The 15,418-nt window shown below is 69.2% G+C and carries 13 protein-coding genes; 8 read left to right on the top strand and 5 right to left on the bottom strand.

Annotated features, from left to right (window positions below):
* Positions 1–3 precede the first annotated feature (3 nt).
* From AB0M65_RS27850 to ssd, 4 genes are read right to left on the bottom strand one after another with little or no spacing between them, the layout of a single operon-like run.
* Positions 4–570, bottom strand: coding sequence for a type II secretion system F family protein (locus tag AB0M65_RS27850; RefSeq protein WP_364033640.1), 567 nt, complete (start codon positions 568–570; stop codon positions 4–6).
* Positions 564–1,304 (bottom strand): type II secretion system F family protein, encoded by a 741-nt coding sequence (locus AB0M65_RS27845; protein ID WP_364033637.1) that lies wholly within the window; start codon positions 1,302–1,304, stop codon positions 564–566. Before AB0M65_RS27845 ends, AB0M65_RS27850 begins: the two co-directional genes overlap by 7 nt.
* A complete protein-coding gene (locus tag AB0M65_RS27840) occupies positions 1,301–2,443 on the bottom strand; it encodes a TadA family conjugal transfer-associated ATPase (RefSeq protein ID WP_364033634.1) in 1,143 nt (380 codons plus the stop codon). Before AB0M65_RS27840 ends, AB0M65_RS27845 begins: the two co-directional genes overlap by 4 nt.
* Entirely contained in the window at positions 2,440–3,513 is a 1,074-nt protein-coding gene (gene ssd, locus AB0M65_RS27835; protein WP_364033631.1) for a septum site-determining protein Ssd, read from the bottom strand. The genes AB0M65_RS27840 and ssd overlap by 4 nt, the downstream gene beginning before the upstream one ends.
* A gap of 584 nt (positions 3,514–4,097) precedes the next feature.
* Between ssd and AB0M65_RS27830 the strand changes: the two genes are divergently transcribed.
* The 7 genes from AB0M65_RS27830 to AB0M65_RS27800 all read left to right on the top strand — a co-directional run bounded on the left by AB0M65_RS27830 (position 4,098) and on the right by AB0M65_RS27800 (position 13,714).
* A complete protein-coding gene (locus AB0M65_RS27830) occupies positions 4,098–4,895 on the top strand; it encodes an HAD family hydrolase (RefSeq protein ID WP_364033628.1) in 798 nt (265 codons plus the stop codon).
* Positions 4,896–5,513: 618 nt separating this feature from the next.
* On the top strand, positions 5,514–7,319 hold the full coding sequence (locus tag AB0M65_RS27825; RefSeq protein WP_364033624.1) for a glycoside hydrolase family 3 N-terminal domain-containing protein: 1,806 nt from the start codon (positions 5,514–5,516) through the stop codon (positions 7,317–7,319).
* The gene (locus AB0M65_RS27820; RefSeq protein ID WP_364033621.1) at positions 7,316–8,584 is read left to right on the top strand and encodes a DUF1343 domain-containing protein; all 1,269 of its coding nucleotides are present in this window, start codon (positions 7,316–7,318) and stop codon (positions 8,582–8,584) included. The genes AB0M65_RS27825 and AB0M65_RS27820 overlap by 4 nt, the downstream gene beginning before the upstream one ends.
* Before the next feature lie 11 nt (positions 8,585–8,595).
* Complete coding sequence (locus AB0M65_RS27815; protein WP_364033618.1) at positions 8,596–10,371, top strand: serine hydrolase; 1,776 nt, start codon at positions 8,596–8,598, stop codon at positions 10,369–10,371.
* Positions 10,372–10,608: 237 nt separating this feature from the next.
* Complete coding sequence (locus AB0M65_RS27810) at positions 10,609–11,580, top strand: MurR/RpiR family transcriptional regulator (RefSeq protein WP_364033615.1); 972 nt, start codon at positions 10,609–10,611, stop codon at positions 11,578–11,580.
* A gap of 17 nt (positions 11,581–11,597) precedes the next feature.
* Entirely contained in the window at positions 11,598–12,527 is a 930-nt protein-coding gene (locus AB0M65_RS27805) for an N-acetylmuramic acid 6-phosphate etherase (RefSeq protein WP_364033612.1), read from the top strand.
* Between the two features lie 74 nt (positions 12,528–12,601).
* Positions 12,602–13,714, top strand: coding sequence for a HoxN/HupN/NixA family nickel/cobalt transporter (locus AB0M65_RS27800; RefSeq protein ID WP_364033609.1), 1,113 nt, complete (start codon positions 12,602–12,604; stop codon positions 13,712–13,714).
* Positions 13,715–13,803: 89 nt separating this feature from the next.
* On the opposite strand, the gene AB0M65_RS27795 is transcribed toward AB0M65_RS27800, so the two are convergent.
* Positions 13,804–14,973 (bottom strand): MFS transporter, encoded by a 1,170-nt coding sequence (locus tag AB0M65_RS27795; RefSeq protein ID WP_364033606.1) that lies wholly within the window; start codon positions 14,971–14,973, stop codon positions 13,804–13,806.
* A gap of 51 nt (positions 14,974–15,024) precedes the next feature.
* Here AB0M65_RS27795 and AB0M65_RS27790 point away from each other — a divergent pair, with 51 nt between their 5' ends.
* Complete coding sequence (locus AB0M65_RS27790; protein WP_364033603.1) at positions 15,025–15,330, top strand: metalloregulator ArsR/SmtB family transcription factor; 306 nt, start codon at positions 15,025–15,027, stop codon at positions 15,328–15,330.
* Positions 15,331–15,418 lie beyond the last annotated feature (88 nt).

The raw sequence follows: 15,418 nt of genomic DNA, 5'->3' as shown, positions 1-15,418 counted from the left end.
GGGCTAGAGGACGCCGTCGAGCCGGGCGGCGAGGCCGAGCACGACGGGCAGGACGCCGAGGCAGAGGAACGCGGGGAGGAAGCAGAGGCCGATCGGCGCGGCCAGCAGCACCCCGGCCCGTTCGGCACGTTCCTCGGCTTCGGAGGAGAGCGACTCGCGCAGCCGTCGCGCGAGGTCTTTCGCCTGGGTGGCGAGTGCCGTGCCCGCCCTCGCCGTCCGCACGGCGGCGACGGACAGTTCGGTCAGGCCGGGCCGGTCCCGGACCGGCGCCCAGGCTTCGGCGGGCTCGATCCCGAGGGCGAGGTGCGACGCCACCGAACGCAGTGCCGCCGCTGTCGGTGGTGAAGCGGTCGGCGCGACGGCGTCGAGCGCGACGGGTACCGGCAGCCCGCCGTCCAGGCAGGCGGCCAGCAGGTCGAGGGTGGCCGCCGATCGGAGGAGTTCGGAGATACCCCTGTCCTTGGCCGCTCGCCGTCGCAGCCACCCCGGACGCGAGATCGCGCCCAGCCGGACACGTGGCCAGAAGAAGACGGCGCCGCCCAGCAGGATGAGGGCGACCCCGGTCAGCACGGCGCCACCCGCCCGGTGAGTGCCCGGCACCAGGCGGTGCCGCCCCAGATCAGCGCGCTGCCCACGACGAGCAACAGCTGACCGGCGCCGGTCCCGGTGAGCACCCGGACCGGGCTCGCGCCCATCCCCTCGCCGAGCAGGACGCACATCAGCGGGAGGACGGCGAGCACGCCGGCACTCGCCCGCGGACCGGCCATCTTGGCCTTGAGCCGACGGCCGAAGCCGATCCCCGCCTCGACGTCCCGCCTGGCGGCGTCGAGGACGTCGGCCATCGGCAGCCCGAACCGGCTCGCGAGGGCCCACGCGTTCACCAGTGCCGGTGGCGCGTCCGAAGGGGACGGCGCACCACCGAGCCGGGCGGCCGCGATGAGCCCGCGAAGGCGTCCGGACGCCGCGGGCATCGCCTCGGCCGTGGCTTCGGCGGCCGTCACCGGATGAGCGCCCGCCCGAAGTTCGGCGACCATCGTCCGCAGCACGGACGCGGTGAGTTCGGCTTCGGCGAGCTCGGTCTTCGCCCGCGTTCGGTGCCGGTGTTCCTGTCGCGTGGTGAGGGTGAGGACCAACGTCGCCAGTGCCCCACCGAACCCGAGGACCGGCAACGCGAGCATCGCGGGCAGCAGCCACCACCCGGCGCGGGCGGCCTGGGGAAGACGCCAGGCGAACGGGGCACCCGCGATCGGCCTCGGCCAGCAGGCCAGCCCGGCACCGCAGGAGAGAAGGAACCAGGGATTCATGCCGCGAGCTCCTCGAACGGTGTCTCGTCACCGATCCACTGCCCTTTGCTCCAGACCGGGACGACCTTCGCCTCACCACGCAGTGACCGCAGTACGCCGACCTCGTCCAGCCGCCGGATCCCGCTCGGCAGCCGTCGCATGTGCAGGACCACCCGCACCGCCGCCGTCAGCTGGCTGTGCAGCGCGTCCCGTTTCAGCCCGCCGAGCGCGGCCAGCGCCTCCATCCGGGCCGGGACGTCCGACGGTGAATTGGCGTGCAAGGTGCAGGCACCACCGTCGTGCCCGGTGTTCATCGCGTTGAGCAGGGCGCAGACCTCGGCACCGCGGACCTCGCCGACGACCAGCCTGTCCGGGCGCATGCGCAACGCCTGCCGCACCAGTTCGCCGAGCCCGATCTCGCCCGCGCCCTCGATGTTGGCCGGGCGGGTGAGCAGGCTGACGAACTGGGGATGATCCGGCCTCAGTTCTCCCGCGTCCTCGACGCAGACGATGCGTTCGGCCGGGGACACCGCGCCGAGGAGGGCGGAGAGCAAGGTCGTCTTGCCTGCCCCGGTCCCGCCGGACACCAGGAACGCGAGCCGTCGCCGGATGACCGAGTCGAGCAGCTCGGCACCACTCGCGCCGAACGCCCCGCGCAGCCGCAGTGCCGCGAGGTCGTGGGTCGCGGGCCGAAGCACCCGGAGCGAAAGAATCGTCCCAGCGGGCGCGATCGGCGGAAGGACCGCGTGCAGCCGGACCCGGCCGTGCGGGCCCATTCCCGGCAACCAGCAGTCGGCGAACGGTTGCGCGTCGTCCAGCCGCCTCCCGGCGGCGAGTGCCAGCCGCTGCGCGAGCCTGCGGACGGCTTCCTCGTCCGCGAACCGGATGTCCGTCTTCTCGATGCCCTCTCCGGCGTCGGTCCAGACCTCGTCCGGAGCGGTGACGAAAACGTCAGTGGTGCCGGGTTTTCCGAGTAACCGCGTCAGCGGACCCGCACCGACGAACTCGTCGCGGGCGAGCCGGACCGCGTCGAGGACGGCGTCCTGCCCGAGCGCGCCGCCCGCTTCGGCACGGACGGCCCGCGCCACGCTCACCGGATCGGCCGGGGCGGCCGATCCGGCGAGGCGCCGCCGGACCCGCTCGACCAGTTCGTCGGTCATCGCAAGGCACCGGCCAGATTTCCCCGCGCGGCCGCGAGAACGTCGGCGGCGGCCGTGGCCAGTTGCCCGCGGTGCTTCAGGACGAACTCCCCGCGGTCGAGTGCCATCGAGAGGGACCGCTCGCGGCCCATCGACGCGATGAGCGGGACCCCGACGGCGTCGGCGATCTCCTGCGGTGCCAGGCCGGCGGGCGATGGCCCGCGAACGGCGACACCGATCCGCGTCGCCTGCGGCTGGAGCCTCGCGAGGACCTGTTTCGCGGCCGCGCAGGCGCGGACTTCCGCGGGAATGACGACCACGATCAGATCGGCCAGTCCGACGACGGCGGAGGTCTCGGCGCCGAAACACCGCGACAGATCGCAGACAACCGTCCGGCCCGCACGCCGTCCCGAGCTCAGCACGGCCTCGATCGCGTCCGGGCCGGGACCGCGTCCTTCCCTGCCGTAGGACACAAAGGACAGTGATCCGGAGGGGCACTGCTTCCGGGGCAGCGCTTCGCCCAACGCCGTCATGGACACCCGGCCACCGAGGTCGAGTTCCGGCCAGCGCGGCCCGCGATCCCGTTCGGCGGCGAGGAGGACGTCGATGCCGCCGCCGAGCGGATCACAGTCGACGAGCAGTCCGCCGCCACCCGAGCGTTCCGCCCGGAACGCGACGGCGGCCGCGAGGACGGAGGCACCGGCTCCGCCCCGGCCGCCGATGACCCCGATGACGACGCCGTCGTCACGCGCGGGCCCGTCGACGACGTCGGCGAACGCACCGATGAGTTCACTCTCCTCGTCCGGCAGCGACAGGACCTTCTCCGAACCGGTGTTGAAGGCGCGCTCCCACGTCACCGGTGTCGGCGCGCCCTTGCAGACGAGGAGGACCTTGTTCCGCCGCAGCAGGCGATTCGGCGCCCGCGCGGCTTCTTCGTCGAGCACCACGAGCGGCGCGCGGGACCATCTCCCGCGAGCGGCGTCGAGATCGGGCGCACGTTCCACCTCGCAGCCCGCCGCGGCGGCCACACGCAGGATCTCGTCGAGCAGGACGTCGTCTCCGGCGACGACGAGCGGATGTTCCTCGGCCATGGTTCCCCCAGGGTTCGGTCGGACTCGGTCTGTGACTCCACCGTCGCCCCGGGCCCGGCTACCCCACAACGCCATTCCACCCGGCCTGTGGACAACCGGGGTGTTGTGGACAACTCCGCGCCGGAAACCGGTTTCTCACCGTTTTGTCGGACCCTCCTGGCACACTCGCCTGCTTTCCCGCCGGGAAATCGCAAAGGACGGTTGCGGGACAGAAGGCGTTGTGACAAAAGAAAAGCGGCCATCAAGGACCGCTTCGACCTTACGCCGCCAGGGTTTTCCACAACCAATAAGGTCTGAACCATTGGCGGATCGGGAAGTTAGAGGGCGGCCCCCGCCAGGGGGGGAGGGACGGGGGCCGCCTGGGGTTCAGCCCCGGGGGGTCGGACTGAACCTGGCCCCGGTTCACACCGGGACAATCTCACTGTAACTCCGGTATCGGCCCGTTGTGGTGGGCGCCGGTACCCACAATTCGATAACGGCACGACGCGCCGAATCCGCTGTGCGGTCGTGGATTTTCCACCGTCGTTTCCCGATCGTGGTCGACCAACGGGCGCGCCGCCGTCCGGCTCTCCTATCCTTGGCGGGTGGCCCACCCCAGCACGACACCGAGCCCGGTCGCGGCGTTCTTCGATCTCGACAAGACGATCATCGCCTCGTCGAGTGCGCTCGCCTTCAGCAAACCGCTTTTGCGCGAAGGCCTGATCAACCGCCGAGCCGCGCTTCGCAGCGCGTACGCGCAACTCGTCTTCTCACTCGCGGGCGCGGACGCGGCGAAGACGGAGCGGATGCGGGCCGAGGTTTCGGCGCTGTGCACCGGATGGGACGTCGCCCAGGTGTCCGCGATCGTCCGCGAAACACTGCACGACGTCGTCGATCCCCTCGTCTACGCCGAAGCCGCCGAGCTGATCTCGTCGCATCGCGCGGACGGTCACGATGTCGTCGTGCTGTCGGCCACCGGCGAAGAGGTCGTCGCCCCGGTCGCCGAAATGCTCGGCGCGACGCGCAGCGTGGCCACGCGGATGCAGATCGTGGACGGCCGCTACTCCGGCGAGGTTGAATTCTATTGCTACGGCGCGAACAAGGCCGTCGCCGCGAAGCAACTCGCTGCCACGTACGGCTATGACCTCGCCCAGTGCCACGCGTACACCGATTCGAGCACGGACATCCCGCTCCTCGAGGCCGTCGGCAGGCCGCACGCGGTCAACCCCGACCGCGTCCTGCGCAAGCACGCGACCGAACAGGGCTGGGAGATCCTCGCCTTCGAACATCCGATGTCGCTGCGGACCCGGATCCCGGCGAAATCGGCTGGCCTTGTCGCGCTCGGCGCCGTCGCCGCGGGGGCGACTTGGTACGGCTACAACCGGCTCAAACGCCCTCGCTGAGCCACACTCGCACGGCGGCGCCGAATCGGTTTTCGCAGCCAGGGCCGCGAATTGTCCGTCGCTGAGGGTGCCCGTGTCACTAGATCGAGCCTCTGTACCGGTGCACCCGTCTGCGCACTTGAAGTGACCCGGCTCACGGCGTAGAAAGTAAGTGCGGACGTTCGGTCGGCCAGGGAACAGGTAGAAGAGAAGCCTGTTCCACCCCGGCGAATCTCCGTGCGCGGACACCGGGTACCCACGCGCAGCGCGCCGCGGGAGGCTCGTCGTCTAGGGACTGCGTACCGGGACGCCGGACGCCGAGTCCATGAAGGTACGACCAGAGTTGCACGCTTGGTCGCCCGAGTAGTTCGCGCTGACTGGCGGCGCCCGCCGGCTTAGGCCGACGGGCGCCGCCAGTGTCATACCCGCCCTTCCCGTCGTGACCGGTCCGGTCACGCACTGGTCACAGGCCCTTTTTCAAGCGTGACAGGCCCCTTCGCGTCCCTTTGTGTATGAACGGACCGTTCGTGCGGTCGGCCGATGGACAAGCAAAGTGCTCGTGGGTAGCTTCCGGATATCAGTGCTTCCAGGTGGACTTCTTTCCACCTGAGAGTCAGGCACGAATCTGGGAGGCTTGAGGTGACGACCCGAACCGCGCACGCCCGTCATCGGAGGATCCATGCGCTCGCCATACCCCTCGCGGGTCTGCTCACCCTCGCTGTCGCGGGCGTTCCCGCCACCGCGCAGCCGGTGACGGCGGACGCGGAGGCACAGCGGACGCTGCGCGGCCTGAGCCTGGAGGAAAAGGTCGGCCAGCTGTTCGTCACGTGGGTGAACGGGAAGTCCGCCGACGAGGTCAACGCCAAGAACAAGGCCGACTTCGGGGTGGACACCGCCGCGCAGGTGATCGAGAAGTATCACCTGGGCGGCGTCATCTACTTCAACAACGACAGCCGCGACAACTTCGACGACCCGGTGCAGGTCGCCAAGCTGTCGAACGGGCTCCAGCGGGCGGCCGTCCGCAGCGGTGCCCGCATCCCGTTGCAGATCGCGACCGACCAGGAGGGCGGCACGGTCACCCGCATGGGTTCCCCCGCCACCGAACTGCCGAACGCGATGGCGATCGCGGCAGGCCGCGACACCAAGGCCGCGCAGGAAGCCGCCCGGATCCTCGGGCATGAACTGCGTGCCGTCGGCATCAACCAGGACTTCGCGCCGGACGCCGACGTCAACTCCAACCCGGCGAACCCGGTGATCGGCGTCCGTTCCTTCTCCGGCCGCCCGGATCTCGCGAGCCAGTACGTCTCGGCACAGGTCAAGGGCTTCCAGGAGTCGGGCCGCCGCACCGAGACCGTGTCGGCCGCCGCGAAACACTTCCCCGGCCACGGTGACGCGGCCACGGACAGTCACCTCGAACTGCCCAGGATCGACCGGAGCGAAGCGAGCTGGCGCGAGACCGACGTGCCGCCGTTCAAGGCCGCCATCAAGGCGGGCATCGACTCGATCATGAGCGCGCATATCGAGTTCCCCAGCCTCGACCCGACGGGGGAGCCCGCCACGCTGTCGAAGCCGATCATCACCGGGAAGCTGCGTGGCGAACTCGGCTACCGCGGCGTCGTCGTCACCGACTCGCTGTCGATGGAGGGCGTCCGCGAACTGCATTCCGACGCGGAGATCCCGGTGCTCGCGTTGAAGGCGGGCATCGACCAGCTGCTCATGCCGGTCAACCTCGAACTGGCGATCAATGCCGTGCTCGACGCGGTCCACAAGGGCGAGCTGACCGAACGCCGCATCGACGAGAGTGTCCTGCGGATCCTCAAGCTCAAGCTGAACCGGGGCATCCTGACCTCGCCGTTCGTCGACCCGGCCAAGGTCGCCTCGAAGGTCGGCACCCCGGCCAACCTCGCGGCCGCGCAGGGTATCGCCGACCGGTCGGTCACCGCGATCCGCAACGACGGCGGTGTCCTGCCGCTCAAGCAGCAGCCCGCGAAGACGCTCGTGACCGGCTGGGGCGTGAGCACGACGACGACGCTGGCCTCGAAGCTCACCGCACACGGCACGCAAGCGACCGCGATGCAGACCGGCCAGGCCCCCACCGACGCGCAGATCGCGCAGGCCGTGGCGGCGGCGAAGAACGTCGACCTTGTCGTGGTGCTGACCAACAACGTCGGCACGTTCCCGTTGCAGGGCAAGCTGTTGCAGGCGCTGGCGGATACCGGCAAACCGGTGGTCGCGGTCGCCGCGCAAATTCCTTACGACGCCGGATACGAAAACCCGGTCAAGACCTGGCTCGCGACGTACGGCTACATCACGCCGTCGGTCGAGGCGCTGGCGAAGGTGATCCTCGGCAAGGTGAAGCCGCAGGGCAAGCTGCCGGTGGACGTCCCGGCAGGCAAGGACGTCGGCACGGTGAAGTACCCCTTCGGCCATGGGCTGACCTGGTGAGTCTCAACCGCCGTGGTCTCCTCGCCGCCGGGGCGCTCGCCGTCCCGGCGCTGACGGCCGCGTCCTCGGTCGCCCGAGCACAGCCGCAAAGTGATAGCAAAGGTCCCTTGCTGTCCCGGACCGGAGCGGACGTGCTCGCCGCCCGCGGCTGGGCACCGCTGTCCGGCCGCAAGCTCGGCGTGCTCTCGAACCCGACAGGCGTGCTGGCGAACGGTGACCACATCGTCGATTCGATGGTGGCCGCCGGCGTCCGCCCGCTCGCCGCGTTCGGTCCCGAACACGGCTTCCGCGGCAGCGCGCAGGCAGGCGGTTCCGAGGGCGACTACATGGATCCACGCACCGGCGTACCGGTGTATGACGCGTACGGCGCCGACGCCACGAAGCTCGCCGCGATGTTCACGAAGGCGGGCGTGGACACCGTCGTGTTCGACATCGCCGACGTCGGCGCGCGGTTCTACACCTACATCTGGTCGCTGTACACGGCGATGGTCGCGGCGGCGAAGACCGGCGCGGCGGTGGTCGTGCTGGACCGGCCGAACCCGTTGGGCGGCAAGGCCGCCGGGCCGATGCTGAACCCGGCGTTCGCGTCCGGGATCGGCCGGAAGCCGATCGTGCAGCAGCACGGCATGACCGTCGGGGAGCTCGCGCGGTACTTCGCCGCCGAGTTCCTCCCGGCCGAGGGCGTCACGCCGGGCAAGCTCGAGATCGTCGAGGTGCGGGACTGGCGGCGCGATCAGCTGTTCGACCGCACCGGGCTGACCTGGATCCCGCCGAGTCCGAACATGCCGACGCCGGACACCGCGCTCGTCTATCCCGGCACCGGGATGTTCGAGGGCACGGTGTTCTCCGAAGGCCGCGGCACGACCAGGCCGTTCGAGATCATCGGCGCACCCGGCCTCGACTGGCGCTGGCGCGAGAAGCTCGGCGAGCTACGCCTGCCCGGGGTGAAGTTCCGCGAGGCGTACTTCGTGCCGACGTTCGGCAAGTTCGTCAACGAACCCTGCGGCGGCGTCCAGCTGACCATCACGGACCCGCGCGCGTTCGACGCCATCCGCACCGCGGTCACCATGTTCGTCACCGCGAAACAAGTGCACCCGGACAAGTTCAAGTGGCGGCCGGACAACTTCCTCGACAAGCTCTCGGGCTCCGACAGGCTGCGCACGATGGTCGACAAGGGCGCCGGAGCCGACGAGATCGTCGGGTCCTGGCAGGCGGAACTGGCCGGGTTCGACCGGAAACGCCGTCGCCATCTCATCTATCGCTGAGGGGAACGACCTTGCGTGTTAGGAAGATCCTGATCGCGGCTGTCTCCGTCCTGGTCGCGGCGACCACGTTGTCGACGGCGGGAGCACAGGCGATTCCGGGTACGGAACAGCAGGGAGACCGCGCGGCAGGCCGGTTCGACAAGCCGCGTGAGGGTTTCGCGCCCGCGTCCACGGTCCTGCGTGACGGGGCGCCGTCCGACGTCGGCCTCGATCCGGCGCCGATCAAGGCGGCCGAGCGGTTCATCGAGAGCTGGACGAAGCCGGACGCCACCGGGCATCCGCACTTCTCCGGGGCAGTCGGCCTGCTGGCGCACGACGGCGTTGTCGTCGAACGCCAGGCCGTCGGCGGTGCCGTCCGCTACGCCGACGCGAACGGCACCGAACTGCCGCCGGAGCAGCAGGTCCCGATGCGCGCCGACACGATCTTCGACATGGCGTCGATTTCGAAGCTGTTCACCTCCATCGCGGTGATGCAGCTGGCCGAGACGGGCAAGTTGGACATCTCGGCGCCGGTGGTGCGCTACCTGCCGGAGTTCGGGGTGAACGGCAAGGAGGCCGTCACCGTCCAGCAACTGCTCACCCACGTTTCGGGCTTCGCCGCGACGCCGCTCCCGTCGCTGTGGGAGGGCTACCCGGACATCCCGTCGCGCCGCAAAGCCGTCCTCGACAGCCCGCTGAAGAACCCACCGGGCAGCACGTACCTCTACTCCGACATCAACCTGCTGACACTCGGTTTCCTGGTCGAGAAGCAGGCCGGGGCGCCGCTGGACAAAGTGGTCCAAGATCGCATCGCGGCCCCGCTGGGCCTGACGGACACCGGGTACAACCCGCCGACGTCGAAACTCGCCAGGGTCGCGGCCACCGAGTACGCCGCGAAGCCGCCGCGCGGGCTGGTGCGCGGCGAGGTGCACGACGAGAACGCGTGGTCGCTGGGTGGCGTCGCCGGGCACGCGGGCGTGTTCTCCACGGCCGCCGACATGGCCGTGCTGGCGCAGACGATCCTCAACGGCGGTACCTACCGCGGGCAGCGGATCCTGCGGCCGGAGACCGTGCGGTCGATGCTGACGAACTACAACCACAAGTTCCCCGACAACGCACACGGACTCGGCTTCGAACTCGACCAGCCCTGGTACATGGGCGCGTTGTCGGCGCCCTCGACAGCCGGGCACACCGGGTTCACCGGGACCTCGCTGGTGATCGACCCGCTGTCGAGGTCGTTCGCGATCCTGCTCACGAACCGCGTGCACCCGACGCGGAACTGGGGCTCGATCAACCTCGCCAGGGAGACGTGGGCGAGCTCGCTCGCGAAGGCGATGGCCGTCCGCCCGGCACGCGGCCGTGACGCGTGGTTCAGCGGCACCGGGGACGCCTCGACGGCCACGCTCACGACGCGGGCGTTGCGGACCCGTGGCGGCCCGCTGAAGGTCTCCTTCGACACCTTCGTGGACACCGAGGGACCAACTGACTCGCTCTTCTTGGAAATAAGTACCGACGGCGAAGTCAGCTGGAAAACGATTACTCTGCGTGTAAGCGGACCGGGCGCTCCCGCGGGGGACCAAACCGGCCTCGGCGGGCATGGGCATCGGGCGTGGTGGCGGGCCGCCGCCGAAGTGTTACAAAGCTCACAAATTACCCTCCGTTGGCGTTACACGACCGATGCCCGTTACGCGGGACGCGGAATTTTTTTGGATGGTGTGAAGGTCACTGAACGCGGCCATTCACTGCTCGACGGTGAGCAAGAGCCCGCCGCTTTTAGTGCGTCCGGGTGGCAGTTGAGCGCTCGGTAGCCAACGCGCTCCGCTGTGCTGACCGTACTGCCCCGTTGGCCGGAACACCGCCGCTTGCGTCGCGACACTAAGTTGCCAAGTCGTTAGCTGGACCTCGTTAACGGCCTCGACCTGGTTAGCGACTTTCTGGTCAACGATTAATCGCAAATCGAATCCGCAGACACGGATAGGTTGCGATCTTCCCGAAGGGTGTGGGTAGCCTTGTCGCAGATGCCAACGGTTAGTAACTTTCCCACGGTGAGCGATGTCGAATCCGTAATCGCGGTCGCACCGTCCGAGACCGTGCCGGCGCAGCCGACACGGGACGCCGACGCGAGCCCGCTGGTCCGGATCCGCTCACTGCTGCCCGGGCTCGCCCGGGCCGAACAGCGCGTCGCGAAGGTCGTCCTGGACGACCCCGCCACGGTCGCGCGACGCAGCATTACCGAGGTCGCACTCTCGGCGAACACCAGCGAAACGACGGTCACACGGTTCTGCAAGGCCGTCGGCGTCGGCGGATATCCGCAGCTCAGGATCGCCTTGGCGGCCGATACCGCCCGCACGGAGGCCCGGTCGAGCCGGAACCTCGGCGGCGAGATCGGCCCGGAGGACGACCTGGCCGCGGTGATCGGCAAGGTCAGCTTCGCGGACGCTCGTGCCGTGGAGGAGACCGCCGACCAGCTCGACGTCCCGTCGCTACAGCGTGTGATCGACGTCTTGGCAGGCGCCGGCCGCGTGGACGTCTACGGCGTGGGCGCGAGCGCGTTCGTGGCCGCGGACCTGCAGCAGAAGCTGCACCGCATCGGCCGGGTCAGTTTCGCCTGGTCCGACACGCACATCATGCTGACCTCGGCCGCCGTGCTGAGCCCGGGAGACGTCGCCATCGGCATCTCCCACACGGGCGCGACCACGGACACCGTCGAGGCGCTGCGCGTGGCCCGCGAGCACGGCGCGATCACCGTCGCCGTGACGAACTTCCCGCGTTCGCCGATCACCGAGGTCTCCGACCACGTACTGACCACGGCCGCGCGAGAAACGACGTTCCGCTCCGGTGCGACCGCCAGTCGCATCGCGCAGCTGACCGTCATCGACTGCCTGTTCATCGGTGTCGCGCAGCGGCACATGGACGCGTCGGTCAACGCACTCGACGCGACCAGGGACGCGGTGGGTTCGCACCGGCTGGGCGTTCGGCCCGACGGCAGGCGACGGCCGCGGGAAACCGGCAAATGAGCGAAAAAGTGAGGCGCATGATGACCGTCCCACGCCAGGTGGTGCACGTCGATTCGCCAACCGAACAGCGCAATCCACGGACGGCCGACATCGACCTGATGTCGACCATGGGCATCCTCGGCGCGATCAACGCCGAGGACCGCCGGGTCCCCGAGGCCGTCGCGGCGGTGCTGCCGCAGGTGGCCAGGGCGGTCGACTTCGCGGTGGAAGCGCTGCGGTCGGGGCACCGCGTGCACTACTTCGGGGCCGGCACGTCCGGCAGGCTGGCGACGTTGGACGCGGCGGAACTCGTTCCGACGTTCAACGTGCCTTCCGACTGGTTCATCGCGCATCACGCGGGCGGTGCGCGCGCCTTGCGCCAAGCCGTCGAAGACGCCGAGGATGACGCGAAGGCCGGAGCCGCCGAAGTGGCCGAGGCCGTCGCTCCTGGCGACTTCGTGCTCGGGCTGACGGCTTCCGGCCGGACGCCCTACGTACTCGGCGCGCTGGCCGCGGCCAGCCGTCGTGGTGCCCGTACGGCCCTCGTTTCGGGCAACCCGGCAGCGGTGACACCGACGGGCGTCGACGTCCTCATCGCGGTGGACACCGGCCCCGAGGCGATCGCCGGGTCGACGCGCATGAAGGCGGGGACGGCGCAGAAGATCATCCTCACCGCGTTCTCCACGGCGACGATGATCAGACTGGGCCGGACCTATTCAAACCTGATGGTCAGCATGCGCGCGACCAACGCGAAGCTACGCGGACGGACCATCAGGATCCTGCGCGAGGCCACCGGGATGAGCATGGCGGACTGCTCCGACGCGCTCACCGAGGCCGACGGCGACCTCAAGGTCGCGCTGGTCCACCTGCTGTCCGGCGAGGATGTCACGAACGCGGCGAAGGCGCTGGCCGCCAATGACGGCCACGTCCGCAAGGCTCTCGACTCCCTGCGGGTGCGCGCGAGCTGAGATATCACTGATTGCCCATCACCTGCTCATCTGCTTAGGCTCTCAGGTATTCGCGACTGAGAGGTCGGGTGGTCATGAGCACCGGCGGACAGCCCCGTTCATCCCGGCGCCTCGCGCTCACGCGACGCGAACGGGCGTCCGTGGCCGGGATGGCCGGATTCATCCTGCTGCTCAACGTCGTTGGCTGGGGAGTCCTGACGCTTTTCGTGGCGCCGCGCCAGTATGAGCTCGGCGCCACGGGCGTATTCGGGATCGGGCTCGGCGTCACCGCGTTCGTGCTCGGGATGCGGCACGCGTTCGACGCGGACCATATCGCCGCGATCGACAACACCACCCGCAAGCTGATGGCCGAGGGTCAGCGCCCGCTTTCGGTGGGTTTCTGGTTCTCCCTCGGCCATTCGACGATCGTTTTCGTCCTCTGTCTGCTGCTTTCGCTCGGCGTCCGTGCGCTCGCCGGCGCCGTCGAGGACGACTCGTCGGCGTTGCACGAAACGACCGGTCTGATCGGGACGTCCGTTTCGGCGGTGTTCCTGTACCTCATCGGGATCATGAACCTGGTGGTGCTGGTCGGCATCGTGAAGGTGTTCAGGCGGATGCGGCAAGGCAAGTTCGACGAAACGGCGCTGGAGCGGCAACTCGACAACCGCGGCTTCATGAACCGGTTGCTCCGGGGCGCCACGAAGGCGGTGCGCAAGCCTTGGCACATCTATCCGATCGGCGTGCTGTTCGGCCTCGGCTTCGACACCGCCACGGAGATCAGCCTGCTGGTGCTCGCCGGTGGCGCGGCCGCGTTCTCCCTGCCCTGGTACGCGATCCTGGTGCTGCCGATCCTGTTCGCCGCGGGAATGTCGTTGTTCGACACCGCCGACGGGTGCTTCATGAACTACGCGTACGGCTGGGCCTTCGCGAAGCCGGTGCGGAAGATTTACTACAACCTCACCGTGACGGCTTTGTCGGTCGCGGTCGCGCTGATCATCGGGACGATCGAGGTGATCTCGATCGTCACCGACCGGTTCGGCATCACGACCGGTCCGCTCGCGGCCATCGGCGAGCTGAGCCTGGACTACGTCGGCTACGCGGTCGTCGCGCTCTTCGTGCTTACGTGGGTCCTCGCGCTCGCTGTATGGCGTTTCGGCCGTATCGAGGAGCGCTGGTCGGCCCGGCTCCCCTCAGAACAGCCCTCCTGACCTGCGGGAAGAGAGCAAGGGACCTTTGCTATCACTCTCTTTTGGAAAGTGATAGCAAAGGTCCCTTGCTCCCCCCGAGGTGAGCAGGGTCAGGCGGGCTGGGGCACCGGAGCGCGCGAAGGGAACGCAAGCGCGAAGGCGAGTAGCGCGACGAAGGCGGCGACAGGGCCAACCCACCACACGCCCGCCGAGGACAGGACGATGCCGCCCAGCGCGGCACCGAGCGCACCGCCTCCGTAGATCGCGGAACCGTTGAGGCCCAAGGCGACCGTCGGCGCGTCGGGCGCCAGCGAAAACAGCCGGTGCTGCTGCGGCACCATCAGCATCCCGCCGAACACCCCGGACGCCAGCGCCAGCACCAAAGCCCCAGGCAGGCTCAGCACGGCGACGTCCACCAGCGCGAGCGTCACCACCGTGCCCGCGAGCGAGATCGAACGGACGCGCGCGGAGCCGAGCGAGTCGGTCGCGCGGCCCGCGAAGGCGTTGCCCGCGATTTGCCCGATCCCGAAGCCGATGAGCAGCCACGAGATCGTCGCACCCGGGGCCACTGGAGCGACCAAGACCGGCAAATAGACGAAGGCCGCGAAGGCGGCCGCGGTGCCGAGGGCGCTCACGCCCAGCACGCGTGCGATCGGCGGCCGGACGACGACGGCGAGGCGGTCGCGCAGGCTCACCGTCGGCACCCGGACCGCGGGCAGCAGCGGCACCAGCAGCGCCACGACCACGGCCACGGCGCCGATCCCCCACATCACCGCGCGCCAGCCGAACCAGTTACCGGCGAGCACCCCGATCGGCACGCCGAGCACGATCGACACGCTCATCCCGGCGGAGACCGTGGCCAAAGCACGGCCGCGTCGTTCGTCGGACGACAGGGCACCGGCCAGCACGTAAGCGTTGGACTGGAAAGCGGCGGCACCGAGGGCGGCCAGCACGCGAGCGACGGCGACGACGGCGAAGGACTCGCCGAGCGCCTGACCGGCCATGCCGATCGTGAACAGCAGCATCCCGGCGCCGAGTACCCAGCGCCGGTCGAGCCGTCCGGTGAAAGCCGCGATGAGCGGCGAAGAGAGCGCGTAGGTCACCGCGAAGACCGTGGTCAGCTGACCCGCGGCGGCTTCGGAAACACGCAGGTCGGCGGCGATGGTGGGCAGCAGCCCGTTCAAGACGAACCCGTCGGTGCCGACGGTGAAAGTCCCGACGGCGAGTACCAGCAGAGCCCCCAAGGCGAGCCGATCATTTGATGATCGTCGAATCGTCATAAGAGGTATGATGGCCGGACTATTCGATGACTGTCAAACAGTTGGAGCGAAGTGAGCAGCACGCTGCCGCAGCCCGCGACCGGGGAAATCGAGATCGTGCCGGTGCTCCAGGCACTGGCGGATCCCGTACGCCTGGAGCTCATTCGCGCTCTGCGAAGCAACCCTTCGCCGCGAAGCTGCGCCGTCACCGAGTACGACGTCGAGATCAGTGCGCCGACGCTCTCCCACCACTGGAAGGTCCTCCGCGAGGCCGGCCTGACGACGACGTTCGTCGAAGGCCGGACCCGCTGGGTCGAGCTGCGGACCGAGGACATCCACAAGCGCTTCCCGGGGCTACTGGACGCCGTTCTCGCCTAGAGCGTGTCTGCTAAAGATTGGGCGGTCGGTGCGCGATGCTCGGGAGGTGCTGCGTGCAGACGAAATCTCTGACGATTTGTGGGTGTTG

Source organism: Amycolatopsis sp. NPDC051071 (assembly GCF_040682875.1).
Lineage (GTDB): Bacteria > Actinomycetota > Actinomycetes > Mycobacteriales > Pseudonocardiaceae > Amycolatopsis.
The sequence above is the reverse complement of the archived record's forward strand: the minus strand, read 5'-3'. Positions and strand labels throughout refer to the sequence as shown.

Bases quoted from the DNA above. Each gene is read 5' to 3' on its own strand.
- AB0M65_RS27845 (WP_364033637.1), bottom strand. From the start codon at position 1,304: ATGAATCCCTGGTTCCTTCTCTCCTGCGGTGCCGGGCTGGCCTGCTGG.
- AB0M65_RS27840 (WP_364033634.1), bottom strand. From the start codon at position 2,443: ATGACCGACGAACTGGTCGAGCGGGTCCGGCGGCGCCTCGCCGGATCG.
- ssd (WP_364033631.1), bottom strand. From the start codon at position 3,513: ATGGCCGAGGAACATCCGCTCGTCGTCGCCGGAGACGACGTCCTGCTC.
- AB0M65_RS27805 (WP_364033612.1), top strand. From the start codon at position 11,598: ATGATGACCGTCCCACGCCAGGTGGTGCACGTCGATTCGCCAACCGAA.
- AB0M65_RS27800 (WP_364033609.1), top strand. From the start codon at position 12,602: ATGAGCACCGGCGGACAGCCCCGTTCATCCCGGCGCCTCGCGCTCACG.
- AB0M65_RS27795 (WP_364033606.1), bottom strand. From the start codon at position 14,973: ATGACGATTCGACGATCATCAAATGATCGGCTCGCCTTGGGGGCTCTG.